We start from the raw sequence: 23,513 nt of genomic DNA, 5'->3' as shown, positions 1-23,513 counted from the left end.
AGTCAGCGGATATCGAACTGGAAGCTTGTGACCATGGCGCGCACGACTCCCAATGGATTGCGGTCGCAGGCCCGCGCGCGCGTGCGCGCCGGCCTTGCGCTGCTGTCGGCCATCCTGATCGGACTGATGCTGTCGACGGTCGCGGCGGGTGCGGCTCCGGTGCCGGGCGAGGCGAGCCTGTCGGCCCAGAACGGCTATGCGCGGCTGGTGCTGAAATTCTCCGAGGATGTCGGTGCCGACGTCACCACCGCGGGCTCGATCCTGCTGGTCAGGTTCGACCGTCCGGCCAATGTGCCGATCGACCGCTGGGTCGATGCGGCACCGGACTACATCTCCTCGGCGCGCGGCGATCCGGACGGCTCGGCGCTGCGGCTGTCGCTGTCGCGCAAGGTGCGCGTCAACACCATGGTCGCGGGCGAGCGCGTCTTCATCGATCTGTTGCCGGACAGCTGGACGGGCGCGCCGCCGCCGCTGCCGGCCGAGGTCGTGCGCGAGCTCGCCGAGCGCGCGCGTGCGGCCGAGCGGGCGCTGCGGCTGCAGCGGGCCGAGGCGGAATCCAAGCGGCGGCCGCCGATCCGGGTGCGCGCGCTGGTGCAGCCGACCTTCGTGCGCTTCGTGTTCGAGATTCCGGATGGCGTCGGCATCTCCTCGGTGCTGAGCGACCAGAAGATGTCGCTGTACTTCACCGCGCCCCTCAATTTCGATCTCGCCGATGCCAAGATCGTGTCGCCGCCGAATGTCGCCGCGATCAACCAGCGCATCGAGGGCAGCAAGACCGTGGTCGAGATCGGCCTGATTGGCGAGGTCGACGTCCACGCCTTCCGCGAGGAGAAGAACTACAATATCGACGTCGCCTATCAGCAGCCCGACAAGAAGGTGGCCGCGATGTCCTCGGACACGCTGCCCGGCGCCAAGGCCCCGGCGGAGAAGCCGGCTGCCGAGAAGGCCACCGCGGAGAAGCCCAATGGCGAGAAGCCCAAGGCCGCGGTTCAGCCCGAGCTCGTGCCGCCGACCTCCGAGACCATTGCCAAGGAGATGAAGGCGGAGGCCAAGCCCGCCATCGCGGCGCCGGCGACGGAGCCTGCCGCCGAGCCGGCGCAGGCCGCTGCTCCTGCCCCGATGAAAGCCGAAGCCGCGTCCGAGGCACCGAAGCCCGAGGCACCGAAGTCCGAGACGCCCAAGTTCGAAGCACCCAAGTCCGAGGTCGCCAAGGTCGAGACTCCCAAGGCCGACATGGTGAAGGCGGAACCGGCGAAGCCCGAGGCCGCCAAGCCTGAACAAGCCAACGGCGAGACGGCCAAGCCGATGGAGAAGCCGGCCGAGATGGCCGCGAACGGCGCGGCGACATTGGAGGCGCTGCGCGACAGCGAGGGCCTGCGCCTGACTTTCGGCTTCGGCCAGGTCACGCCGGCGGCACTGTTCCGCCGTGGCGACACGGTTTGGATGGTGCTCGATTCCACCAAGCCGATCGACCTCGAGCCGATCCGCGCCAAGGGCGGCGCCATCATCGGCGAGGTCAGCCGGATGCCGCTCGACAAGGGGCAGGCGATCCGCATCCGTCTCAACCGGCCGCAGATGCATTCGCTCGGCAGCGACGACGGCGGTCGCAGCTGGACCCTGTCCTTCGCTGACAAGGGTCTGGCCAATCAGCAGCCGCTGATGGTGATGCGCAACGTCACCGATCCCGCCCTTGCCAATGTGATGATCCCGCTCGCCAACCCTGGCGCCGGGATGCTGCACCGGATGACCGATCCCGACGCCGGCGACACGCTGCTGGTGGTGACCGCACCGCCGCCGATCCGCGGCTTCATCAAGCGCCAGGACTTCGTCGACCTGTCTTTGCTCGATTCCATTCACGGCATCGCCGTGCGGCCGAACTCCGACGACATCGCCGTCGAGATCGCGCCGGACAAGGTGATCCTGGGCCGGCCGGGCGGCCTGACCTTGTCGTCGATCGGCTTCTCGCCGGAGCGGGCGCCGACTGCGGTCCGGCCGATGTTCGACATCGACGAATGGCAGCAGAACCAGACTCAGCCATTCGTGCCGCGGCAGGACATGCTGATCAAGGCCACCGCCGAGGCCGATCCGGAGCGCCGCGCCCAGGCGCGGCTGGCGCTGGCGCGCTTCTACATGGCGCGCGGCATGTATCCAGAGGCGCGCGGCATCACCAATCTGATGATCTCCGACGACGATCCGCGCACCGACGAGACGGCGATGCTGATGATCCATGCGGTCGCCAGCATCCTGATGGGACGGCCGGACCAGGGGCTGAAAGATCTCGCGACCTCCTCGATCGGCAACAATTTCGATTCGCAGATGTGGAAGGGCCTTGCCTTTGCACGGCAGGGCAAGTTCGCCGATGCGCGCGAGAAGCTGAAGAACGTCGAGTTCGCGATCGCGTCGCTGCCGCTCGACCTGCAGCGCCTGGTGATCGCGGACGCGATGAAGTCGTCGCTCGAGATCAAGGATTTCGCCGGGGCCGCCAAGCGCCGCGCCGAGCTCGACGTGATCGGCGTGCCCGCGGACATGAAGCCCGACGTCGCGGTGCTGCGCGGCCGCCTCGCCGAGGCGATGGCGCAGGAGAAGGATGCGCTCGACGAGTATCGCGCCGCCATCAACTCCAACGACCGCATGGCCGCCGCCGAGGCGAAGCTGTTCGAGATCAGGCTGCTGCAGAAGCGCGGCGAGATCAAGCCGGCCGAAGCGCTGAAGGAATTGGAGACGCTGCAGGCGACATGGCGCGGCGACGCCGTCGAGGTGCAGACCCTGCAGATGATGGCGCAGCTCTATGAGGAGGCCGGGCGCTATGCCGACTCGCTCGAGGCCGCGCGCATGGCGAGCCGCCTGATGCCGAACTCCGACATGGCGCGCCAGGCCCAGGACGCCGCGCAGAAGCTGTTCTCGCAGCTCTTCCTCGGCGGCAAGGCCGACGACCTGCCGCCGGTCGATGCGCTCAGCATCTTCTACGGCTTTCGCGAGCTGACCCCGATCGGCCGCCGCGGCGACGAGATGATCCGCAAGCTCGCCGACCGCCTGGTCGGCATCGACCTGCTCGACCAGGCCGCCGAGCTGCTGCAATATCAGGTCGACCGCCGCCTCGAAGGTGCGGCGCGCGCCCAGGTCGCCGCGCGCCTGGCGATGGTCTATCTCACCAACCGCAAGCCCGATCGCGCGCTCGAGGCGCTGCGCACCACCCGCATCGCCGATCTCTCCGGCGAGCTGCGCCAGCAGCGGCTGCTGCTCGAGGCGCGCGCCAACAGCGACATCGGCCGCCACGATCTCGGGCTCGACATCATCACCAATGTCGCCGGGCGCGAGGCGATTCGGCTACGCTCCGACATCTATTGGGCATCGCGGCGCTGGCGCGAGGCCTCCGAGCAGATCGAGCTGTATTACGGCGACCGCTGGCGCGATTTCCGTCCGCTCAATCCGGCCGAGCGCGGCGACATCCTGCGCGCCGTCGTCGGCTACGCGCTGGCGGATGACGCGATCGGCCTGGCGCGCTTCCGTGAGAAATACGCGCCGCTGATGACCGGCGAGGCCGACAAGATCGCCTTCGACGTCGCCAGCAAGCCGGCCAGCGGCTCGAGCGCGGAGTTCGCCCAGATCGCCAAGATGGCGGCCGGTGTCGACACGCTCGACGGCTTCCTGCGCGACATGAAGGCGCGCTTCCCCGACGCCACCGGCAAGCCGGAAGGCAAGGATGCGGCGAAGGCGCCGTCGGAGTCGACCGGCGCCCTGCCGCGCATCCAGGGCGTCAAGCAGGCCATCGCGGGCCGTTGATCTCGGCGCAGAGCAGAAGGCTGGTTGTTCACCGTCATTCCGAGGCAATCGTCGATGCGGAGCCGCGAAGCGGCTGCGCATGGACGATTGAACCCGGAATCCCGAGCTGGTTTGGCATCGACGCAAGACAGGCTCGAGATTCCGGGCTCAAGGCCTCCGGCCTTGCCCCGGAATGACGGTGGTTACGCCGGCCGCTAACCCCCGTAGCTCTGCACCAGCAGAAGCGTAGCCCGGATGAGCGGAAGCCTGCGCCCGGAGGGCGGAGGCGGACGCGATATCCGGGTTCTCACGAGCTGTGCCGGTGAACCCGGATGTCGCTATCGCCGACGCCGAAGTGGCGTCGGCTGACGCTCATCCGGGCTACGAGGTGCTGACGCCACAACGCAGGCCGACGAGCCGCCGCTGATCTACCCCCCGTAGCTCTGCACCAAACTGCCCGCGACCAGCGACCAGCCGTCGACCAGGACGAAGAAGATCAGCTTGAACGGCAGCGACACGACGACTGGCGGCAGCATCATCATGCCCATCGACATCAGCACCGAGGCGACGACGAGGTCGATGATCAGGAACGGCAGGAACAGCAGGAAGCCGATCTCGAAGGCGCGCTTGAGCTCGGAGATCATGAACGCCGGCACCAGGATGCGCAGCGACAGCTCGTCGGGCGTCGCCGGCGGCGCCTCGCCGGAGAGGTCCATGAACAGCTTCAGGTCCTTCTCGCGCACGTTCTTCTGCATGAAGCCGCGCAGCGGCACCGAGGCGCGCTGCAGCGCGTCCTCGACGGTGATCTGGTTCTCGATCAAGGGACGGACGCCGTCGTCATAGGATTTCTGCAGCACCGGCCCCATCACGAAGGCGGTCAGGAACATCGCCAGCGCGATGATCACCGAGTTGGGCGGCGCGGTCGCCGTGCCCATGGCGGTACGCAGCAGCGACAGCACGACCACGATGCGCGTGAACGACGTCATCATGACCAGGATCGACGGCGCGATCGACAGCACCGTGAGCAAGGCGATCAGTTGGACCGCACGCTCGGTGACGCCGCCACCCCCGGCGCCGCCGAGATTGATGCTGATGTCCTGCGCAGCCACGCTCCCCGCGAACGCGCCGGCGGCAATCAGGACAGCGAAGAAGAGAACTCTACGCGGGAAGCTCGCCGATCTCACTGCGAGGACTTCGGGCGGCCGAGCAGCGAAGCCATCTCGTCCTCCAGGTTCTCGAAGCTGGTCTTCACCGGCGCGGGGGCGGACGCTGCCGCCGGCTCGCCGCGCGCGGGGCGGAGCGCCGCCGGGCCGCCTGGTGCGGGCGCGTCCGCGCTCGGTCGGCGCAACGCAGCCTCGAGCCGCTGCGCCATCTCGGCCAGATTGGCCTCGGCGCTCTGATCGACCGGCGGCGGCGCTGGCGGCGCCGGGGGCGGAGACGGCATCTGCGCGACCGGCGGCGGAGGTGGCGCAGCCACCCGCTCGGCCGGCTCGATCCGTTCGGCACGCTCGGCGGCACGGACCGGCGGCAGCCGCGGGCCCTCCGGCGCGCGGGCCGCTTCGGCCTGGCGCTGCGGCTCGGCGGGCCGGAGCGGGCGCGGCATGGCCTGCTCGCTGCGCGGGATGACCCGCTCGGGACGCGGCTCCAGGCGCGGCTCATCGGCCACGCGCGGCTCGGCGCGCACGTCCTGACGCGGGCGCCGCGGCGGCAGCGGAGGCTCTGGCGGGAAGGGGGGCGGCGGCTCGCGCCGCTCGGCCGCGGCCGGCACAGTGCGGCGGACCTCGTCGATGAATGATGGACGCTGCGGACGCGGCGGCAGCTCGGGAACCGGAACCTCGGCCAGCTCGGCGGCCTCGGGCTTCGGCTCGGGTTCGTTCCAGGCGGGCATGTCCTGCACGGGCGCGATGCGCGCCGCCGGCTGCTCGGCATTGAGGCCGGGCCGCTGCGGCAGCTGCTCGCGGGCCGGCATCGCGCGCACGATGTTGGATTCGACCACGATGTCGGTCGGGCCGCCGATCATCAGCAGATGCTCGATGTTGTCTCGACGCACCAGCACGAGGCGGCGGCGGCCATCGACGGCGGCGGCATCGATCACGGCCAGCCGGGGCATGCGGCCGCGATTCGGGTTGGTGCCGAGGCGATTGCCGGCGAATCGGCGAACCAGCCATGCGGCAAGGCCGATCAGGGCCAGCACGGCCACGAATGCGAAGAAGAACGTCAGCGCCTGCATCTCTGTCCCCGGCAAATACCGCGTCCTTTCGAAGTCTCTCCTGTCCGACACGCAAGTTTGCCGACACGCAAGTCTGCCAACACGCAAGCGTCAGTGAAACGAGGCTTTCAGAACCGGAACCAACCCGTTAACGCAAAACGGCAGGATCTGCCGCTTGGTATCTTAATAACCCATGAATCGGCCGGGCCAAAACGACTTCTTGGCCGCGCCCACCGTCCCGGATTGGTGCACCCTTCGAGCGAAAAGCCAGCACTTTCCTAAGAAAGTGTCAAAACCCCGGGATAGTCCCGGGGGGCAGCGCATCGTTTCTTAACTGTTCATTAACCATAAGCGCGGCAATTTCTACCTACCGAAAACGTCCGGTAGTCGGACACAACCGAGCGACGCAATGTCCATCAACGATATCCCAGTGCTGTCGGCATTGCGCACCAAGATGCAATGGCACCAGGAGCGCCAGCGCGTGCTGTCGGAGAACGTCTCCAACTCGGACACGCCGAACTTCAAGCCGAAGGATCTAGTTGAGCCGAAGTTCGATTCAACCGGTCAGTCGGTGGGAGGCTTCGCCCCGCTGTCGCTGACACGCACCAGCGCCGCGCACATCACCCCGGCCTCGGGTGACAGCGCGAGCTTCGACCAGAATCGCAAGATCGGATTTCAGACGCGGCCCGCCGGCAATGCCGTGAGCCTCGAGGAGGAGATGCTGAAGGTCTCCGCCAACCAGATGGACTACGCGGCGGCGACGTCGCTCTACGGCAAGAGCCTGCATTTGTTGAAGACGGCGATCGGCAAGGGCTGAGGCCGGAGATCTGAGGACGGAGACCGACACGCATGGCAAACGACTCCAGCGATTTCCTGCGCTCGATGACCATCGCGACGTCGGGCCTGCGCGCGCAGGCCGGGCGGATGCGCGTCATCTCCGAGAACATCGCCAATGCCGATTCCACCGCTGCGAAGGCCGGCGGCGATCCCTATCGCCGCAAGGTCCCGACCTTCACCTCGGCCCTCGACCGCGCGCTCGACGCCAAGGTCGTGACCCTCGGCAAGGTGGTGCCCGACCAATCTTCGTTCCGCGTCAAATACGACCCCAGTAACCCGGCCGCGGACGCGTCCGGCAATGTCAAGTACCCCAACGTCAATCCGCTCATCGAGATGACCGACATGCGTGATGCACAGCGGTCCTACGAGGCGAATTTGAACATCATCGGCGCTACGCGCCGCATGATCCAACGCACACTCGACATTCTGAAGACCTAGGACAGGAACGAAAGTCATGGCCTCCCCAATTTCCGCAGCGAATGCCTATGCGAATTCCGCCCGCGTGCTCGATACCAATGGTACGGGCAACGCCTTCGGCGGTCTCGCCCGCGTGCGTGACGTCCTCGGCAATGGCGCCGGCGCCGACAAGGGTGGTCCGTCGTTCAGCGCGCTGCTGAAGGATGCGATCGGCAGCGTCGTGGAGACCGGACGCAAGTCCGACAGCCAGGCGGTCGCGATGGCCTCGGGCAAGGCCAACGTGATGGATGTCGTCACCGCGGTCGCCGAGACCGACGTCGCGGTGTCGACGCTGGTGTCGGTGCGCGACCGGGTGATCCAGGCCTATGAAGACGTGATGAAGATGACGATCTGAGCTCGCTTGCGGGCGCTGACGACGTGACGCGCCCGGTGCGTGCCACGTCACACGAATTGCGGGGCCGGACGAGCCGGAGCCGTGTGCAGCATCAAGGCGCTCGACCGGCGCCGCCAGGATCAGGGACGACAGGACATGACCGGAGCTGAAACGCTCGACGTCGCGCGCGATGCGATCTGGACGATCGTGATCGTCTCCTCTCCCTTGATGGTGGTCGGTCTGGTCGTCGGCGTGGTCGTGTCGTTGTTCCAGGCGCTGACGCAGATCCAGGAGCAGACGCTGGTGTTCGTGCCCAAGATCATCGCGATCTTCGTCACGCTGCTGTTGGGGCTGCCGTTCATGGCCGATGCGCTGCATCAGCACATGATGCGGATCTCGTCGCGAATCATCGGCGGATGAGGCAATGTCCGGCGCGGCAGAGCTGTCCCAGCCAAGGGCGCTGCGACCGGTCGTGAGGGGCGGTGCGGGGGGCGCTGCTGCTTTCGATCGGGCGCGAGCGGCTTGCTCGCTTGGCGCTCTGCAAACCGGCGTGCCGCGGCTCGCGGCCGGCGGCGCCGGGACCGCTGAAGATGCGCATCGACATCTCGTTTCTTCCGACCTTGGCCGCGGTGTTCATGCTCGCTTTCGCGCGCATCGCCGCGATGGTGATGCTGCTGCCGGGGCTTGGCGAGGTCAACATTCCCGTCCGCATCAAGCTCGCCACCGCGCTCTTGCTGACGATGATCGTGCTGCCGCTCAACCGTCAGGCCTATCAGGTCGACCTGCAGGCGCTGTCGCCGCTGGTGGTCATGATGGTGCACGAGATCGTGATCGGCATTGTGCTCGGCGCGACCGCGCGGGTGACGTTGTCGGCGCTGCAGGTCGCGGGCTCGGTGATCGCCCAGCAGATGGGGCTCGGCTTCGTCACCGCGGTCGATCCGACGCAGGGCCAGCAGGGCGTGCTGATCGGAAACTTCCTCACCATGCTCGGCGTGACCTTGCTGTTCGCGACCGACAGCCATCATCTGGTGATCGCGGCGCTGAGCGACAGCTACAAGATCTTCGCGCCGGGCGAACTGGTTCCGAGCGGCGATGTCGCCTCGCTGGCAACCAAGGCATTTGCGGCGGCGTTCAAGATCGGCCTGCAATTGTCGGCACCGTTTCTGGTGTTCGGCCTGGTCTTCAACATCGGGCTCGGCGTGCTGGCGCGGCTGATGCCGCAGATGCAGGTCTATTTTGTCGGCGCGCCGCTCTCGATCCTGATCGGCTTCCTCATCTTCGCGCTGGTGCTCACCGCGATGATGGGCACGTTTCTCGGCTATTTCGAAGGCGTCCTCCACGAGCTGATGCCGCGGTGAGGGGAGCCTGACCGATGGCCGAGGAGGGTGATACCGAGGACAAAACCGAAGACCCGACGCAAAAACGCCTCGACCAGGCGCTGGAGCGCGGCGACGTCGTCAAGAGCCAGGAGCTCAACACCTGGTTCGTGATCGCGGCGGCGACGCTGGTGATGACGACGTTCTCCGGCTCGATCGGCACCGCGGTGCTGGTGCCGATGCGCAATCTGATCGCCAATTCCTGGATGATCCACACCGACGGCGCGGGGCTGCTGGCGCTGGCGCGCAGCCTGTCGTTCGCCGTCATCGCCGCGATCGGCGTGCCGATCCTGATGGTGATGCTGGCGGCGATCGCCGGCAACATGATGCAGCACCGCCTGGTGTGGTCGGGCGAGCCGCTCAAGCCGTCGCTGAGCAAGATCTCGCCGCTGTCCGGCGCCAAGCGGCTGTTCGGCAAGCAGGCGGCGGCCAACTTCGCCAAAGGCCTATTCAAGCTGGTGCTGCTCGGCACCGTGATGGTGATGATCCTGTGGCCGGAGCGGCTGCGGCTCGAAGCGCTGCTGCACATGGACGTCGCCGAGCTGCTCGGCGTGACGATGTCGCTGACCACGCATCTGATGGGCTCGGTGGTCGCGCTGCTCGCGCTGGTCGCGATCGGCGACTATCTGTTCCAGTACCGGCAATGGTACGAGCGGCAGAAGATGTCGCTGCAGGAGATGAAGGAGGAGTTCAAGCAGTCCGAAGGCGATCCGCACGTCAAGGGCCGCATCCGCCAGATCCGCCAGCAGCGCATGAAGAAGCGCATGATGGCCGCGGTTCCCAAGGCCTCCGTGATCATCACCAACCCGACGCACTACTCGGTCGCGCTGTCCTATGAGCGCGGCATGCAGGCGCCGGTCTGCGTCGCCAAGGGCGTCGACAACATCGCCTTCAAGATTCGCGAGATCGCCAAGGCGCACGACATCCCGATCGTCGAGAACGTGCCGCTGGCGCGGGCGCTGTATGCCACCGTCGAGATCGACGAGGAGATCCCGGTGGAACATTATCACGCGGTCGCGGAGATCATCGGCTACGTGATGGGGCTGCGGCGCAACCTCTCGGGACGGCCGCGATGACAACCGAGCAGGCCCTGGAACGGGCCGCAAAATACGGATAAATCATGGAATATCGGCTTGACGGGCTTGCGCTTGACCCGTCGATTCAGGCAGGTGGGAGCGGGAGCCGCGTGAACGGGCTGGGGCTCCCAGCCGACAGGTCGCGTCCTCGAGCCATGAGCGCCGATACAGACAACGAAGCGTCACCGGACCAGGTGAACCTGCCGGAGCGGCCGCGCCGCAGCGGCAGCATCCTGCTGATCCTGCTGGTGGCGTTCGGCCTCGTCGCGGTCGCGATCGCGCTGATGACGATCGGCCGCAACCAGGCGCAGCCCTATATTCTCGGCCTGCTGTCGCTGCTCGCCACCGTCGGCCTGTTCAACCTGTTCGCCTTCGCTGCCGGCATCGTCCGCTTCGCCGACAAGGCGGCCGACGATCCCGTCATGGGCGCGATCGCCGATCACGCCTTCGACGGGCTCGCAGTGACCGATCCGCGCGGGCATGTGGTCTATGCCAACGCGGCCTATCTGAGCATGACCGGGGCGGCCAGCGCTCAGGAGGCGCGCCCCGTGGAGCGCGTCTTCATCGGCAATCCCGACGTCTCCGAGGCCGTATTCCGCCTGTTGAAAGCGGCGCGCGAGGGCAAGCGGCAGCAGGAGGAGGTGCGCATCACCGCCTCCGAGGGCGGCCAGGGCCGCTGGCTGCGCATGCGGGTGCGCCCGCTCGGCCAGACCAAGCGCTATCAGCGCTACGCCGTGTGGTCGATCGCTGACATCACAAGGGATCGCGAGCGCCAGGAGGACGTGTTCCAGGAGCTCCAGCATGCCATCGAATATCTCGACCATGCGCCCTGCGGCTTTTTCTCGGTCAATCCGGAAGGCGGCCTCGTCTACGTCAACGCCACGCTCGCCAACTGGCTCGACTATGATCTCGCCGAGATCGGCTCCGGCGGATTGAAACTCGCCGACGTCGTCTCCGGCGACGGCGCATCGCTGCTGACCTCGATCGTCGCGGTGCCCGGCGAGGTCCGCACCGAGGTGTTCGACATCGACCTGAAGATGCGCGGCGGCAAGACCATGCCGGCGCGGCTCTATCACAAGCTCGCCTTCGGCGCCGACGGCAAGCCGGGCGCCTCGCGCACCCTGGTCATCAGCCGCGCCCGCGACGAGCGCTCCGATCCGGAGCGCGCCGCCGAGGTGCGCTTCATGCGCTTCTTCGACCACACGCCGATGGCGATCGCGACCGTCGACCGCGGCGGCGCCGTGGTCCGCGCCAACGCGCGCTACGCCAAGCTGGCGCAGAGCGTGAGCGGCGACGTGGCCGCGGCGAAATCGATCTTCCGCGCCGTCAGCCAGCGCGACCGCCACCTGCTGATCGCTGCGATCAACCAGGCCGCCGAAGGGCAGGCGGACATCCCGCCGGTCGAGGTCATGCTTGAGGGCGCGAGAGAGCGCTTCGGCCAGTTCTTCGTCACCGCGGTCGACGAGGACGAGCGCGAGACGGAAGCCGCGATCGTCTATCTGCTCGAGACCACCGAGCGGCGGGCGCTGGAGAACCAGATCAACCAGTCGCAGAAGATGGAGATGGTCGGCCAGCTCGCCGGCGGCATCGCCCACGACTTCAACAACGTGCTCTCGGCCATCATGATGGCCAATGACTTCCTGCTGAACGCGCACAAGCCGACCGACCCGTCGTTCCAGGACATCATGCAGATCAAGCAGAACGCGACGCGCGCCGCGACGCTGGTGCGGCAGCTGCTGGCGTTCTCGCGCCGCCAGACCCTGCGGCCGCAGGTGCTCGATCTCGGCGATGCGCTGTCGGATCTGACGATGCTCTTGCGCCGGCTGATCGGCGAGAAGGTCAAGCTCGACCTCAGCCACGGCCGCGACCTCTGGCCGGTCAAGGTCGACGTCTCGCAGTTCGAGCAGGTGATCGTGAACCTCGCCGTCAACGCCCGCGACGCGATGCCGGATGGCGGCAAGCTCTCGGTGCGCACCGCCAATGTGACGGCCGAGGAGACGGCGCAGGCGGCCTACAAGGGCATGCCGGTCGCCGACTACGTCAAGATCGAGATCAGCGACACCGGAACCGGCATTCCCGCAGAAATTCGCGAGAAGATCTTCGAGCCGTTCTTCTCGACCAAGGAGGTCGGCAAGGGCACGGGTCTCGGCCTGTCGACCGTCTACGGCATCATCAAGCAGACCGGCGGCTTCATCTATGTCGACAGCGAGGTCGGCAAGGGCACCGCATTCCAGATCTTCCTGCCGCGCCATATCGTCGTGCCCGAGGTCCAGCCCGAGCCGCAGGCGACCAACGGCGGGCCCAAGGAAGCGGCTCCTGCCGCCGAGGCGCCGAAGCCGCGCGCGGATCTGACCGGGCAGGGCACCATCCTGCTGGTCGAGGACGAGGAGGGCCTGAGGGCGCTGAACGCGCGCGGCCTGCGCTCGCGCGGCTACAGCGTCATCGAGGCCTCCAACGGCATCGAGGCGATGGAGGCGCTGGAGGAATGCAACGGCGAGCTCGATCTCGTGGTGTCCGACGTGGTGATGCCGGAGATGGACGGGCCGACGCTGCTGAAGGTGATGCGCGAGAAGAACCCCGACATCAAGATCATCTTCGTGTCGGGCTATGCCGAGGACGCCTTCGAGAAGAGCCTGCCGGAGAACCAGCAATTCGCCTTTCTGCCAAAACCCTTCACGCTCAGTCAGCTGGTGGCGGCGGTGAAGGAAACCATGGCGCCGCAATAGGTTACCAGAAGAGCCGGACAAGGCGGGCGAGCGGCTTGAAGCCGCGACCCAGAGCCGCAGCCGCGCGGCCTCGTGCCGCCTTCCTTTTCGGCCCGAAGTGCCCATCTTACGGGCATCCCCATTCCGGGGACTTATGGGAAACACAGATGAGCTTCTTGCAGCGCAAAAGCGGCCTCCTCAAGGCGATGGCCGTGGCCCTGTCCTTGGCGCTGCCGACGGTGCTCGCCGTCTCGGCGGCCGACGCCCGGATCGGCGGCGGCTCGAGCTCGGGATCCCGCGGCACGCGCACCTTCTCCGCGCCGCCTCCGACCGCGACCGCGCCGGGATCGGCGTCGCAGTTCAACCGCACCATCACCCAGCCGGGCCAGCCCGGCGGCTTCAATCAGGCTGCGCCGTCCCGCGGCGGCCTGTTCGGCGGCCGCGCCGGCGGCCTGCTCGGCGGCCTTGCCGCGGGTTTCCTCGGCGCCGGCCTGTTCGGCATGCTGTTCGGCGGCGGCCTGTTCTCCGGCCTCGGCGGCTTCGCCTCGTTCATCGGCCTGATCCTGCAGATCCTGCTGGTGGTGGTCGCGGTCCGCTTCGCGATGGCCTGGTGGCAGCGCCGCAACCAGCCGGCCTATGCGTCCGGCCCGACGCCGGGCCCCAATGACGGCCAGCAGAGCTTCCGCTCCGGCCTGAGCGGCCTCGGTGGTGGCTTTGGCGGCTTCGGTGGCGGCAGCAACCAGCCGCCGCTCCAGATCCAGCCGGCCGACTATGAAGCGTTCGAGCGCCTGCTCGGTGAGATTCAGTCGGCCTGGTCGAACGAGGATGTCGGCCGCCTGCGCCTGCTGTCGACGCCCGAGATGGCCTCGTATTTCGAGCGCGATCTCGAGCAGAACCAGGCCCGCGGCGTGGTCAACAAGGTCACCGGCGTGAAGCTGCTGCAGGGCGACCTGGCGGAATCCTGGCGCGAGAACGGCGCCGACTATGCCACGGTGGCGATGCGGTTCACCCTCGCCGACAAGACCATCGAGCGCGCGTCGGGCCGCGTCGTCGAGGGCTCCGACCAGCCGCAGGAGGTCACGGAGATCTGGACCTTCCTGCGCCACCCCGGCGCCGACTGGCAGCTCTCGGCGATCCAGCAGGTCAGCTGAGCCGAAGCCTTAATGACAAAGATCAGGCGCCGCGGAGCCCTCTGCGGCGCCTTTGCTTTGCCCGGGTTCTGGCGGAATAAACCGGGCCGGAGCGGGTTCCTTAGCCAGACACGACATCGCGTCGAAGCGATGCGCCCGCATCACGTCCACCAGGGGAGGACTCCATGACACCGATCCGCAATCTGTTGATCGCAAGCGCGCTGCTCGCCGCAGCTCCCGGCCTGATCGCGACCGTGTCGGCCCAGAGCGCCGACATGAGCTTCTTCCTCACCAGCAACGGCCCGGGCAATGGCGGCAATCTCGGCGGCCTCGCCGGCGCCGACAAGCACTGCCAGACGCTGGCGCAGGCGGCGGGCGCAGGCGCCAAGACTTCTTCCAACAAGACCTGGCGCGCCTATCTCTCCACCCAGGCCGCCGACGGCCAGCCCGCGGTCAACGCGCGCGACCGCATCGGCAAGGGTCCATGGCAGAATGCCAAGGGCGTTGTCATCGCCAGGGACGTGACCGAGTTGCACAGCGCCTCCAACAATCTCTCCAAGCAGACCGCGCTGAGCGAGAAGGGCGAGGTCATCAACGGGCGCGGCGACACGCCGAACCGCCATGACGTGCTCACCGGCTCGCAGGCGGATGGAACGGCGTTCGGACCCGGCGAGGACCGCACCTGCCACAACTGGACCAGCGCGACGCAAGGCGCGGCGATGGTCGGCCATTCCGACCGCATCGGCCTGCGCGACGACGAGCCCTCGAGATCGTGGAACACCTCGCATCCCTCGCGCGGGCCTGACGGCGGCTGCTCGCAGGCCGATCTGAAGAGCACCGGCGGCGATGGCCTGCTATACTGTTTCGCGGCGAACTGACACGCGCGTCCCGTATCCGTCGCACGCATGGGCGCATCACACCCGAGGATGACCCATGCGCTACGAGCTGTACTACTGGCCGATGATCCAGGGCCGCGGCGAATATGTGCGGCTGGCGCTGGAGGAGGCGGGCGCCAGCTATCGCGACGTCGCGCGCGAGGAGGGCCTGGCGGCCATGACCGCGATGCTCGAAGCCGACGGTGACACGCCGCCCTTCGCGCCGCCGTTCCTGAAAGCCGGTCGCCGCATCATCGGCCAGACCGCCAACATCCTGCTGTTCCTCGGCGCCCGCCACGGCCTCGCGCCGAAGGCCGAGGCGGGCCAGCTCTGGGTGCACCAGCTGCAGCTCACGATCACCGACTTCGTGGTCGAGATCCACGACACGCATCATCCGCTCGGGCCGACGCTCTACTACGAGGATCAGCGCTTCCCCGCCAAAAAGCGCACCGCCGAGTTCTGGAATGAGCGGGTGCCGAAATTCCTCGGCTATTTCGAGCAGATTTTGGCGAAGGGCGGCGGCGCCTACGTCACCGGCCGAAGGCTCACTTACGTCGACCTGTCGCTATTCCAGGTCGTCGCCGGCCTGCGCTACGCGTTTCCGAACCGGATGGCCGCGTTCGAGCGCAACGTCCCCGGTCTCGTCGCGCTGCACGATCGCGTCGCCGCCAGGCCGAACATCGCAGCCTATCTGGCCAGCGAGCGCCGCATCCCCTTCAATGAGGACGGCATTTTCCGCCACTACAAGGCGCTGGATGCGTGAGGTCTGAATGCGCGTCGAGAAGCGCGCAGCAGGTCCATGATCATTGCCAACGTGCAGCGCAGCTCGCGGCTCTCAACCCTCATGGTGAGGAGGCGCGCAGCGCCGTCTCCAACCATGAGGCCACAGCGGGGGCCTCGCCCTTCGAGACGCCCGCCTGCGGCGGTCTCCTCAGGGTGAGGGGCGAAAGCAGGGGTGAGAGCCACCGCCTCAACGTGCCCCCAAGGCTCGAAAGGCGATCTTTGCATCGTCTCGACGTCGATCAGGACCGCCTGTCGCGACCTGCGGACCCAACACGTATAGCGGCGAGCGCCGAAGGCGCCGCCGCTATACGAAGTTGGCCTGAGGGTGTGGGATCGTCAGGCGATGATGTCGACCCGCGTGCCCTGGCCGGGCGGCAGTGGCGGACGGGACGCCTGCTTCTCGGCGGCGTTCTCGTCGCCGGTCTTGTCGGCCTTGAACGACTGCGTATCTTGGCTCTGCGTCTGTTGGGTCTGCGGTTTGGTCGTCTCGGTCGACACCGGCGGCGGTGAAGGCGGCGCTGAAGGCGACGAAACGCTCGAAACGGACATGGTCCAGCTCCTCGCTTGGTGTTCGCCCAAGCGTGGCCATGTCCAACGAAGGAAGGGTCAACCGGATCGGTCGAATTGTCTGCAACTGTGAGTGGCGGGCGCGAATAGTGAACGGTGCGCTGATCTCCTCGCAGAAACCAGTGGCACCCTGGTCCCGGCGGGCCTCACTGGTCCTTGCTGCGGGTGATCGTGATCGACGATTCCGTCTTGGTCCTGGCGCAGCGCATGTCGAGCCGGCGGTAGCGGCTGGCGACGTCGTCGCCGCGGAAGATGCCGAGCCGGCGGTAGCAGCGGCTGACGCCGCGCGCCATGTCGTCCTTCGGCAGGGTGAACACGATCGCCGCCGCGCTCGCCATCAGCTCGACGAAATCCGGCGGCGGCTTGCGATCGGTTTTCCCGAACAACTGGTTGGAAAAGTTCTTCGATGAGCAGCCGAGCGTAATCTCGCGCGCCTTGGGATGGGCGAGATAGACGGTGCCCGCCGCGGTCTGGCCGATCTTGATGCCCTCGATGCCGTTCTTCAGCTCCTTGGCGAGGTCGTCGCAACGGTCGGCCCGCGCCGCCTGCGGCGCGAGCAACGGGCCGAGCGCGACGAGAACGGCAAGTCCGGTCGAGCGGCCCAATGAACGAAGATATGACTGCATTCCAAATACCCCCCTGCCATTGAAGCGTGCATGCGCAGGTCATGCAAGCGCCGATGGGATCGGGCAGGGCCACAAGCCGGCGGGTGTGGCAAACGAAGCAGTTCTCAACTGGATATGCGATGGAGCGCCATGGACCGGACGTGGACCGAAAGCCGTCAGAACGTTGGGGGTTCAGAACGTCGGGGGTTCAGCATCAGTCGGCTCTCCGCCTGACCGAGGGGCAGTTGCTTGACGTCGAGCGCCCCCGTTCCGACTTGAGTGCTGGTCAGCTGTCACGGGGCGCGTTCAACGCACAGATCAACCGTTTGCTCAGCGCGCGCTGATCCTTCGTCCGGGAGCGGGCGGTCAGCCGTTTCAGCTACCTCCCACCCGTCATTCAGACCAAAGGTGGCATGGTCCCGCCCAGGAACGGCCATGCCGAACCATATGTTGCGCGTCGGCCCCAGGGTGATATCAGACCTGTCAAGACCGCTTTGGGCGGCCGCCTTTAGAACCCCTGCGAGATTTCGCCATGAACGCGCCCACCGCTTTCCCCGACCAGTCCAAGCCCGTCCCGCCCTACAAGCACACGCCGCTGTTTCCGCTCGGGCCGGACACCACGCCCTACAAGAAGATCACGACCGAGGGCATCAGGGTCGAGAAGGTGCTGGGCCGCGACATGCTGGTCGTCTCGCGCGAGGCGCTGCGGACCCTGTCGGAGGCCGCGTTCGGCGAGATCAACCACTTCCTGCGCCCTAGCCACCTGAAGCAGCTGCGCGGCATCCTCGAGGATCCCGAGGCCAGCCCGAACGACAAGTTCGTCGCGCTCGACTTTCTCAAGAACGCCAACATCTCCGCCGGCGGTGTGCTGCCGATGTGCCAGGATACCGGCACCGCGATCATCATGGGCAAGAAGGGCTGCAACGTCATCACCGACGGTGACGACGAGGCCGCGCTCTCGGAAGGCGCGCGCGACGCTTACTTGCGCCGGAACCTGCGCTACTCGCAGGTCGCGCCGCTGTCGATGTACGAGGAGAAGAACACCGCCAACAACATGCCGGCGCAGACCGAGATCTACGCCGAGGGTGAGGACGCCTACAAATTCATGTTCATGGCCAAGGGCGGCGGCTCGGCCAACAAGAGCTTCCTGTTCCAGGCGACGCCCTCGGTGCTGACCAAGGACCGGCTGCTGGCGTTCCTGAAGGAGAAGATCCTGACGCTCGGCACCGCCGCGTGCCCGCCTTATCACCTCGCCATCGTCATCGGCGGCACCTCGGCCGAGCTGTGCATGAAGACGGTGAAGTTGGCCTCGGCGCGCTACCTCGATGCGCTGCCGACCCACGGCTCCGCCGACGGCAACGCCTTCCGCGACGTCGAGATGGAGCAGGAAATCCACAAGATGACGCAGTCGCTCGGCGTCGGCGCGCAGTTCGGCGGCAAGTACTTCTGTCATGACGTGCGCGTCATCCGCATGCCGCGCCATGGCGCAAGCTTGCCGATCGGCTTGGGCGTGTCGTGCTCGGCCGACCGCCAGGTGCTCGGCAAGATCACCAAGGACGGCGTCTATCTCGAGGAGCTCGAGCATCACCCGGCGCAGTATCTGCCGGAGGTCGAGCAGGCGCTCGGCGGCGAGGTCGTGAAGATCGACCTGAACCAGCCAATGCAGGACATCCTCGCCACGCTGTCGAAGAATCCGATCAAGACCCGGCTGTCGCTGACCGGCACCATGATCGTCGCCCGCGACGCCGCGCATGCCAAGCTGCGCGAGCGCCTCGACCGCGGCGAGCCGCTGCCGGACTACTTCAAGAACCATCCGGTGTACTACGCCGGTCCGGCCAAGACGCCCGAGGGCTACGCCTCCGGCGCGTTCGGTCCGACCACCGCTGGCCGCATGGATTCCTTCGTCGACCAGTTCCAGGCCGCCGGCGGCTCCATGGTCATGGTCGCCAAGGGCAACCGCGCGCCGGCCGTGCGCGAAGCCTGCAAGACGCACGGCGGCTTCTATCTCGGCTCGATCGGCGGCGCGGCGGCGAACCTTGCCGAGCACTGCATCAAGAAGGTCGAGGTCGTCGAATATCCCGAACTCGGCATGGAAGCGATCTGGCGCATCGAGGTCGTGGACTTCCCGGCCTTCATCATCATCGACGACAAGGGCAACGACTTCTTCAAGGAGCTGAACCTCGGCTGACCGCTCACCGACATAATCCACTATGGATGTGAGGGCGGCATGATTGAGTGGTTCGACGACCTCAAGATCGGGATGACGTTCAAGAGCGGCGAGACGACAGTGTCGCGCGAGGACATCAAGCGCTTCGCCGCCGAATTCGATCCGCAGCCGTTTCACCTCGACGAGGCAGCCGCGGAGCAGACGATCTTCAAGGGGCTCGCCGCCTCCGGATGGCACACCGCCGCGATCGCGATGCGGCTCGCGGCGGAGACGCGTCCCTTCGGCCCGCATCCGCTGTTGGGCGCAGGCGTCGACGAACTGCGCTGGCTCAAGCCGGTGCGGCCGGGCGACGCGCTTCGTCTCGAGGGCGAAGTCGTCGATCTCATTCCTTCGCAGAGCAAGCCGCAAGGCGTGGTGCGGATCAAATGGACGGCCTTCAACCAGCACAATGAGGCCGTCTACACCTTCAATCCGATCGCCATCGTGCCGCGGCGCCCGGCCTGAGTCAGCAAGTTTGTAGCGTCGTGACGGATGTTTCTCGGACTTGATGGCTTCCGCAATGGCTGGGTCGTGGTCTCTCTTGACGGGGACCGCAGCGCGATCAGCTTTCCCGCTGACATCTCCATCGCCCTTGCATCTCCTTTCACACGCGCCGCGATCGACATCCCGATTGGCATGACCGACAACGGCAACCGTGCCTGCGACACGCTCGCGCGCGACAAGCTCGCGCCGCATCGCTCCCGCGTGTTCACCGGCGCGCGGCGCTGGCTGTGGGAGAACTACACCGATCCCGATGACGCCAACGCTGAAGCCACCCGCCGCGGCCAGCCCCGCGCCTCGCGCCAGCTCTGGCATCTCGGCCGCAAGATCATGGAGGTCGACGCCTTCGTCCGCGCGCACCGCGACCGCGACATTCGCGAGGCGCATCCAGAGCTGGTGTTCCTGCGCCTGAACGGCACGTCGCTGCCGTCGAAGAAGACGGAGCAGGGCGCCAGGCTGCGGCGCGACCTGTTAGTCGCTGCAGGCTTCTCCGACATCGACGACTGGCTGACCCGCGCCCGCCGCGGCACCGGGGCCAAACCCGACGACGTGCTCGACGCCTGCGCCGTGGCGCTCGCGGCGCGCGACTGCGCGGGTTGCGCGCCCGAGGGCGAGCCGCTGCGTGATGATTATCACGTCCCAATGCAGATCTGGTTTTGACGCATGGACAGGGCACCATGGTCACCACAATCCCCGCCGTCATTCTAGGGCGACGCCCATAGCGCGGCGAGCCCAGAATCCATCGGGCTGCGTCTGCTGTCGCCCGATGGAGTCCGGGTTCGTGCTTCGCACGCCCCGGAATGACGGGGAGAGTGCGTCACATTTCCGGCAGATCCGCATCAGGCGCGCGCGACGCGAGTCAAAATTCCGAAAAAACAAAAACTTGCTTGCTAATTTCCGGAAATCGTGATTATCTCCCTGCATCCCGCTCCACTGCGAAGGGGCGTTGCGCGCGATCGTCACGACACGCGGGGCGGGGAGCGATGGCCGCAAGCGAGCCGCAGCGTATCCTTGTGATGCGCGGACGAACGGCTCGGCGCGGACGGGAAGTCGCAGCGTCCTGACACCCCGAAGCTGGTGTCTCCCGCGCAATGCGCAAAGCATTGTCCCGGTATGGTGGCCAAAAAGCCGGCGCACCAGGGAGACTGCGTATAACCGTGAAGACCATCGCGCAGGGGAGGCCGGGCGTTTCCCGGCTGCACCTGTGGTACCTGCCGCCTGCATTCTTTCTCGCAGGCGGGCCGCAGGCGTCAGCCGACGCCTGGCCTTCCCTGCGCCCTTTGCGCTGTCGAAGGGCATGACGATGCATCACTCGGGCGTTGTCCGCCGCGAGGCCGCGCACGCTTGTCCCAGGCTGTTTGAGATGTGAAGCGGAAATGCCGGCGGAAAAACTCGCCGTCGTCCCGGCCTCGAGCCGGGACCCATACGCCGCGGCAGCGGTTCGAGGCAGACTGGCGATCGGCTTTTTTGCCCATGAGATTCGCCGCGGCGTATGGATCCCGGCTCGGAGGCCAGGACGACGGCGGAGGGTGCCGAGGCAGCGTAGGGTGGGCAAAGCGGCGCCGTCAGGCGTCGCGTGCCCACCGTCTATCGGCGTAATCGAAGAGAATGGTGGGCACGGCGCGTGCGAGGTCACCGGCATTGCGGCGGTAGCGGGGCGCGCCTTTGCCCACCCTACAAATGCCGATCAGCCGCGGGCGCCGGTGAAGGGGAAGCTGCCCATGAAGCCGATTCCCATCTCGCCGGAGATGGTGTCGCCGGCGACCTTGCCCTTGAAGTCGAGCGTCAGCGGCATCGGGCTGGTGATGGAGACCTTCCAGGCGACGTCGTCGCCGTTGACGGTGCCGTCGAAGATCTCGGCGGAATCGCCCTCGGCCGCCTGGGTGCCGGTCAGCGTCGAGCCCGAGCTCGTCAGGCTCAACGTCGCGCTGCGCTCGCCCATCGGCGTATTCAAGGTCAGATTCCAGTTGCCGTCCACTGCCATCGATCGTTCTCCTGGCGTTGCCATGCCGGGGCCCGACGCATCAGCGCGCGGGCCGTCGCGCGCCCCTATAGCGCATCTTTGCCGATAATCCCAATGCGGCGATCAAGCCGTCGTTAGGCGTTTGTTCGAGCCATTGCTCAAGCTCTGGCGGCGCGCAGGCGGTTGGCGACGACGAACCGGAACGCGAGGAACTGCAGCGCGAAGGCGGCGACCTTGGCGCCGCCGGCGACGACGGTAATGTAGAGCACCCACAGCTTGATGTCGCCGGTCATGGCGACGGCGACCGTGCCGATGCCGAGTGCGAACATCAGCGCCGCCCAGGCATAGCCGGCGACGGTGACGTATTCCGGGATGGTCTCCGACACGATCGGCGGCACGTAGCGCAGCATCCAGCCGCGCTTGAGCATGATCACGCCGATGGCGAAGTGGCCGATCGCGGGCTTTGCGAACATGAAGCGGGGATCATTGGTCAGCAAGGTGACCCCGCCGAGCACGATCACCAGCGCGACGCTGGCATAGGCCATGAAGCTGAGGCTGACGCCCTTGATGCGCGCCCAGACCACCTGGACAATGGCGACGCCGACCGCGGCCGCGGTGGCCAGCACGACGTCATCGGTGGCGATGTAGAGGATGAAGAAGACGGCGGCCGAGAGAAAATCGGCCGTCAGCTTCGTAAACACGTCTTTCACGCACGTCTCCCTGGGCCCAACCGTCACGAATCCTGGCCGGACATTGCGGCGGCAGTCTGCGCGGCGATGTCCTTTGTCCTGCGATACTCAGGATACCAGCGCGTGAAATAAAGTGCACTGTTGCGTGCAGCAAAGGCAATGGCGAGGCCGGTCCAATACGGCAGGCCGGGGACGTAGAGCGTCATCAGGTTGCCCACGATCATCAGCAGCGCCGAAAGCGTCCAGGCGCCGGTGATGACGTAATTTGCGCGCAAAAAGCCGGGCATGGCGGCGGTTTCGGCCGGCACGGCCTCGAGGGCATATTGCAGCGTGAAGGGATTGCGCAGCAGGATCGAGCCCAGCGATAGCGCGAAAATGCCGCAGTCCACCGCGATCCGCACCGCCGAGGCGGTCATCGCGGGATCGATGAGCTGAAGGTAGGCCGCTACGCCTGCGAACACGATGGCCGAGCCGAGGCCGAGAATCTTGACCGAGCGGCCCTTGACCACATCCAGCATCACCACCGCCAGACACAGCGCGGCGCCCACGACCAGGCTGAGCGTGGCCGAGACGACCGTCAGCAGCGCGGCGTAGACGCCGTACGGGGCGAGGATGAGGAAGATCGTCATCGCGGCTCCTCCCGAGCTAATCTTTACAGTGCAAAGATGAGTACGGGCCCGAGCGTTCCTGGTCAAGAGGAATCTTGACAGTGTCAAAATCTTGTGAGGAGCGACGCAACTGGAATGGTTATCAAGGGGTTGCCGGCAGGCGAGGCCGCGAAGGGCGGCGTCTCGGCGAATTGCTCCTGGCGTCGACAGAGCGAGGGCCGGTGCCGCCGACAATATGGCGTCTGATCCGGCGTCAGGCCGCCGCGCGGGCGGCGCGGATCCGGCGGATCACCAGCAGGCGGAAGACGACGTACTGGATCGCGAAAGCTGCGATCTTGGCGCCGACCGCGACCACCGAGATGTACAGGACCCACAGCTTCAGGTCACCGCTCAGCGCCACGGCTATGGTGCCGAGCCCGAGCGAGAACATCAGCGCCGCCCAGGCATAGCCCGCCACTGTGACGGCGTCAGGGATATTGTCGGTCACGAGCTGAGGAACGTAGCGCAGCAGCCAGCCACGTTTGAGCATGATGACGCCGACGGCGAAATGAGCGATGGCCGGCTTGGCGAACATGAAGCGCGGATCGTTGGTGATCAGCGTGATCGCCCCGAGCACGATGACCAGTCCGAGACTGGCATAGGTCATGAAGCCGAGCTGCTGGCCGCGGATCTTCGCGTGAGCGAATTGTGCGACAGCGACCCCGATCGCAACCGATGTCGCAACGACCACGCTGCCGGTGGCGAGGTAGAGCACGAGAAAGAAAATGGCCGACAGGAAGTCGGTGCCCAATTCGATCAATGCGTGTTTCATGGTGACATCCTGAATGCCGG

Annotated in this window: 22 protein-coding genes; 14 read left to right on the top strand and 8 right to left on the bottom strand. The window is 66.7% G+C overall.

The genetic code is table 11. From position 1 onward, the window contains the following. Positions 1–33 precede the first annotated feature (33 nt). Positions 34–3,783 (top strand): hypothetical protein, encoded by a 3,750-nt coding sequence (locus BRADO_RS23375; RefSeq protein WP_041756842.1) that lies wholly within the window; start codon positions 34–36, stop codon positions 3,781–3,783. A 407-nt stretch (positions 3,784–4,190) separates the two neighbouring features. Here BRADO_RS23375 and fliP read toward each other — a convergent pair whose 3' ends face one another. Next, positions 4,191–4,946 (bottom strand): flagellar type III secretion system pore protein FliP, encoded by a 756-nt coding sequence (gene fliP, locus BRADO_RS23370; protein WP_041756840.1) that lies wholly within the window; start codon positions 4,944–4,946, stop codon positions 4,191–4,193. Beyond that, positions 4,943–5,992: a flagellar biosynthetic protein FliO gene (locus tag BRADO_RS23365; protein WP_012028667.1), complete on the bottom strand. Its 1,050-nt coding sequence runs from the start codon at positions 5,990–5,992 to the stop codon at positions 4,943–4,945. Before BRADO_RS23365 ends, fliP begins: the two co-directional genes overlap by 4 nt. A 388-nt stretch (positions 5,993–6,380) precedes the next feature. Here BRADO_RS23365 and flgB point away from each other — a divergent pair, with 388 nt between their 5' ends. The 10 genes from flgB (at position 6,381) to BRADO_RS23315 (ending at position 15,523) form a co-directional block, all read left to right on the top strand. Next, a complete protein-coding gene (gene flgB, locus BRADO_RS23360) occupies positions 6,381–6,788 on the top strand; it encodes a flagellar basal body rod protein FlgB (protein ID WP_012028666.1) in 408 nt (135 codons plus the stop codon). Between the two features lie 32 nt (positions 6,789–6,820). After that, positions 6,821–7,246, top strand: coding sequence for a flagellar basal body rod protein FlgC (gene flgC, locus BRADO_RS23355; protein ID WP_012028665.1), 426 nt, complete (start codon positions 6,821–6,823; stop codon positions 7,244–7,246). Between the two features lie 16 nt (positions 7,247–7,262). Further along, the gene (gene fliE / locus BRADO_RS23350) at positions 7,263–7,619 is read left to right on the top strand and encodes a flagellar hook-basal body complex protein FliE (protein WP_012028664.1); all 357 of its coding nucleotides are present in this window, start codon (positions 7,263–7,265) and stop codon (positions 7,617–7,619) included. 135 nt (positions 7,620–7,754) lie between these two features. Next, positions 7,755–8,018, top strand: a complete 264-nt coding sequence (gene fliQ, locus BRADO_RS23345) for a flagellar biosynthesis protein FliQ (protein WP_012028663.1) — start codon at positions 7,755–7,757, stop codon at positions 8,016–8,018. A 170-nt stretch (positions 8,019–8,188) separates the two neighbouring features. Then, positions 8,189–8,956 (top strand): flagellar biosynthetic protein FliR, encoded by a 768-nt coding sequence (gene fliR, locus BRADO_RS23340; protein WP_012028662.1) that lies wholly within the window; start codon positions 8,189–8,191, stop codon positions 8,954–8,956. Positions 8,957–8,970: 14 nt separating this feature from the next. After that, complete coding sequence (flhB, locus tag BRADO_RS23335; protein ID WP_012028661.1) at positions 8,971–10,050, top strand: flagellar biosynthesis protein FlhB; 1,080 nt, start codon at positions 8,971–8,973, stop codon at positions 10,048–10,050. 155 nt (positions 10,051–10,205) lie between these two features. Continuing rightward, the gene (gene cckA / locus BRADO_RS23330; protein ID WP_041756839.1) at positions 10,206–12,776 is read left to right on the top strand and encodes a cell cycle histidine kinase CckA; all 2,571 of its coding nucleotides are present in this window, start codon (positions 10,206–10,208) and stop codon (positions 12,774–12,776) included. Between the two features lie 155 nt (positions 12,777–12,931). Beyond that, on the top strand, positions 12,932–13,906 hold the full coding sequence (locus tag BRADO_RS23325; RefSeq protein WP_012028659.1) for a Tim44 domain-containing protein: 975 nt from the start codon (positions 12,932–12,934) through the stop codon (positions 13,904–13,906). Positions 13,907–14,070: 164 nt separating this feature from the next. After that, positions 14,071–14,763, top strand: coding sequence for a hypothetical protein (locus BRADO_RS23320; RefSeq protein WP_012028658.1), 693 nt, complete (start codon positions 14,071–14,073; stop codon positions 14,761–14,763). 55 nt (positions 14,764–14,818) lie between these two features. Next, positions 14,819–15,523, top strand: coding sequence for a glutathione S-transferase (locus tag BRADO_RS23315; RefSeq protein ID WP_012028657.1), 705 nt, complete (start codon positions 14,819–14,821; stop codon positions 15,521–15,523). A 356-nt stretch (positions 15,524–15,879) separates the two neighbouring features. On the opposite strand, the gene BRADO_RS23310 is transcribed toward BRADO_RS23315, so the two are convergent. Together BRADO_RS23310 and BRADO_RS23305 are read right to left on the bottom strand one after the other, a co-directional pair. Then, a complete protein-coding gene (locus BRADO_RS23310; RefSeq protein ID WP_041756836.1) occupies positions 15,880–16,092 on the bottom strand; it encodes a hypothetical protein in 213 nt (70 codons plus the stop codon). A 164-nt stretch (positions 16,093–16,256) separates the two neighbouring features. Beyond that, on the bottom strand, positions 16,257–16,736 hold the full coding sequence (locus BRADO_RS23305; RefSeq protein WP_041756835.1) for a hypothetical protein: 480 nt from the start codon (positions 16,734–16,736) through the stop codon (positions 16,257–16,259). A gap of 511 nt (positions 16,737–17,247) precedes the next feature. Here BRADO_RS23305 and BRADO_RS23295 point away from each other — a divergent pair. From BRADO_RS23295 to BRADO_RS23285, 3 genes are read left to right on the top strand one after another with little or no spacing between them, the layout of a single operon-like run. Beyond that, a complete protein-coding gene (locus tag BRADO_RS23295) occupies positions 17,248–18,903 on the top strand; it encodes a fumarate hydratase (protein ID WP_012028654.1) in 1,656 nt (551 codons plus the stop codon). 39 nt (positions 18,904–18,942) lie between these two features. Further along, positions 18,943–19,386 carry a MaoC family dehydratase gene (locus BRADO_RS23290; RefSeq protein ID WP_012028653.1) on the top strand — a complete coding sequence of 148 codons (444 nt, stop codon included), beginning with the start codon at positions 18,943–18,945 and terminating at the stop codon, positions 19,384–19,386. A 27-nt stretch (positions 19,387–19,413) separates the two neighbouring features. Next, complete coding sequence (locus tag BRADO_RS23285) at positions 19,414–20,082, top strand: DUF429 domain-containing protein (protein WP_083794947.1); 669 nt, start codon at positions 19,414–19,416, stop codon at positions 20,080–20,082. A gap of 1,027 nt (positions 20,083–21,109) precedes the next feature. Here the strand turns inward: BRADO_RS23285 and BRADO_RS23280 are convergent. The 4 genes from BRADO_RS23280 to BRADO_RS23265 form a co-directional block, all read right to left on the bottom strand. Continuing rightward, positions 21,110–21,406: a hypothetical protein gene (locus BRADO_RS23280; protein ID WP_012028651.1), complete on the bottom strand. Its 297-nt coding sequence runs from the start codon at positions 21,404–21,406 to the stop codon at positions 21,110–21,112. Positions 21,407–21,543: 137 nt separating this feature from the next. Continuing rightward, a complete protein-coding gene (locus tag BRADO_RS23275; RefSeq protein ID WP_012028650.1) occupies positions 21,544–22,095 on the bottom strand; it encodes an inner membrane-spanning protein YciB in 552 nt (183 codons plus the stop codon). A gap of 23 nt (positions 22,096–22,118) precedes the next feature. Beyond that, a complete protein-coding gene (locus BRADO_RS23270) occupies positions 22,119–22,703 on the bottom strand; it encodes a hypothetical protein (RefSeq protein WP_012028649.1) in 585 nt (194 codons plus the stop codon). Between the two features lie 232 nt (positions 22,704–22,935). After that, the gene (locus BRADO_RS23265) at positions 22,936–23,493 is read right to left on the bottom strand and encodes an inner membrane-spanning protein YciB (RefSeq protein WP_012028648.1); all 558 of its coding nucleotides are present in this window, start codon (positions 23,491–23,493) and stop codon (positions 22,936–22,938) included. Positions 23,494–23,513: the final 20 nt, after the last annotated feature.

The organism is Bradyrhizobium sp. ORS 278, assembly GCF_000026145.1.
Taxonomy (GTDB): Bacteria; Pseudomonadota; Alphaproteobacteria; order Rhizobiales; family Xanthobacteraceae; genus Bradyrhizobium.
The sequence above is the reverse complement of the archived record's forward strand: the minus strand, read 5'-3'. Positions and strand labels throughout refer to the sequence as shown.

Excerpts from the sequence above, each read along its gene's own strand:
- BRADO_RS23375 (WP_041756842.1), top strand. The coding sequence starts at position 34 with ATGGCGCGCACGACTCCCAATGGATTGCGGTCGCAGGCCCGCGCGCGC.
- BRADO_RS23365 (WP_012028667.1), bottom strand. The coding sequence starts at position 5,992 with ATGCAGGCGCTGACGTTCTTCTTCGCATTCGTGGCCGTGCTGGCCCTG.
- flgB (WP_012028666.1), top strand. The coding sequence starts at position 6,381 with ATGTCCATCAACGATATCCCAGTGCTGTCGGCATTGCGCACCAAGATG.
- flgC (WP_012028665.1), top strand. The coding sequence starts at position 6,821 with ATGGCAAACGACTCCAGCGATTTCCTGCGCTCGATGACCATCGCGACG.
- fliE (WP_012028664.1), top strand. The coding sequence starts at position 7,263 with ATGGCCTCCCCAATTTCCGCAGCGAATGCCTATGCGAATTCCGCCCGC.
- fliQ (WP_012028663.1), top strand. The coding sequence starts at position 7,755 with ATGACCGGAGCTGAAACGCTCGACGTCGCGCGCGATGCGATCTGGACG.
- fliR (WP_012028662.1), top strand. The coding sequence starts at position 8,189 with ATGCGCATCGACATCTCGTTTCTTCCGACCTTGGCCGCGGTGTTCATG.
- flhB (WP_012028661.1), top strand. The coding sequence starts at position 8,971 with ATGGCCGAGGAGGGTGATACCGAGGACAAAACCGAAGACCCGACGCAA.
- cckA (WP_041756839.1), top strand. The coding sequence starts at position 10,206 with ATGAGCGCCGATACAGACAACGAAGCGTCACCGGACCAGGTGAACCTG.
- BRADO_RS23320 (WP_012028658.1), top strand. The coding sequence starts at position 14,071 with ATGACACCGATCCGCAATCTGTTGATCGCAAGCGCGCTGCTCGCCGCA.
- BRADO_RS23315 (WP_012028657.1), top strand. The coding sequence starts at position 14,819 with ATGCGCTACGAGCTGTACTACTGGCCGATGATCCAGGGCCGCGGCGAA.
- BRADO_RS23310 (WP_041756836.1), bottom strand. The coding sequence starts at position 16,092 with ATGTCCGTTTCGAGCGTTTCGTCGCCTTCAGCGCCGCCTTCACCGCCG.
- BRADO_RS23305 (WP_041756835.1), bottom strand. The coding sequence starts at position 16,736 with ATGCAGTCATATCTTCGTTCATTGGGCCGCTCGACCGGACTTGCCGTT.
- BRADO_RS23295 (WP_012028654.1), top strand. The coding sequence starts at position 17,248 with ATGAACGCGCCCACCGCTTTCCCCGACCAGTCCAAGCCCGTCCCGCCC.
- BRADO_RS23290 (WP_012028653.1), top strand. The coding sequence starts at position 18,943 with ATGATTGAGTGGTTCGACGACCTCAAGATCGGGATGACGTTCAAGAGC.
- BRADO_RS23285 (WP_083794947.1), top strand. The coding sequence starts at position 19,414 with ATGTTTCTCGGACTTGATGGCTTCCGCAATGGCTGGGTCGTGGTCTCT.
- BRADO_RS23280 (WP_012028651.1), bottom strand. The coding sequence starts at position 21,406 with ATGGCAGTGGACGGCAACTGGAATCTGACCTTGAATACGCCGATGGGC.
- BRADO_RS23270 (WP_012028649.1), bottom strand. The coding sequence starts at position 22,703 with ATGACGATCTTCCTCATCCTCGCCCCGTACGGCGTCTACGCCGCGCTG.
- BRADO_RS23265 (WP_012028648.1), bottom strand. The coding sequence starts at position 23,493 with ATGAAACACGCATTGATCGAATTGGGCACCGACTTCCTGTCGGCCATT.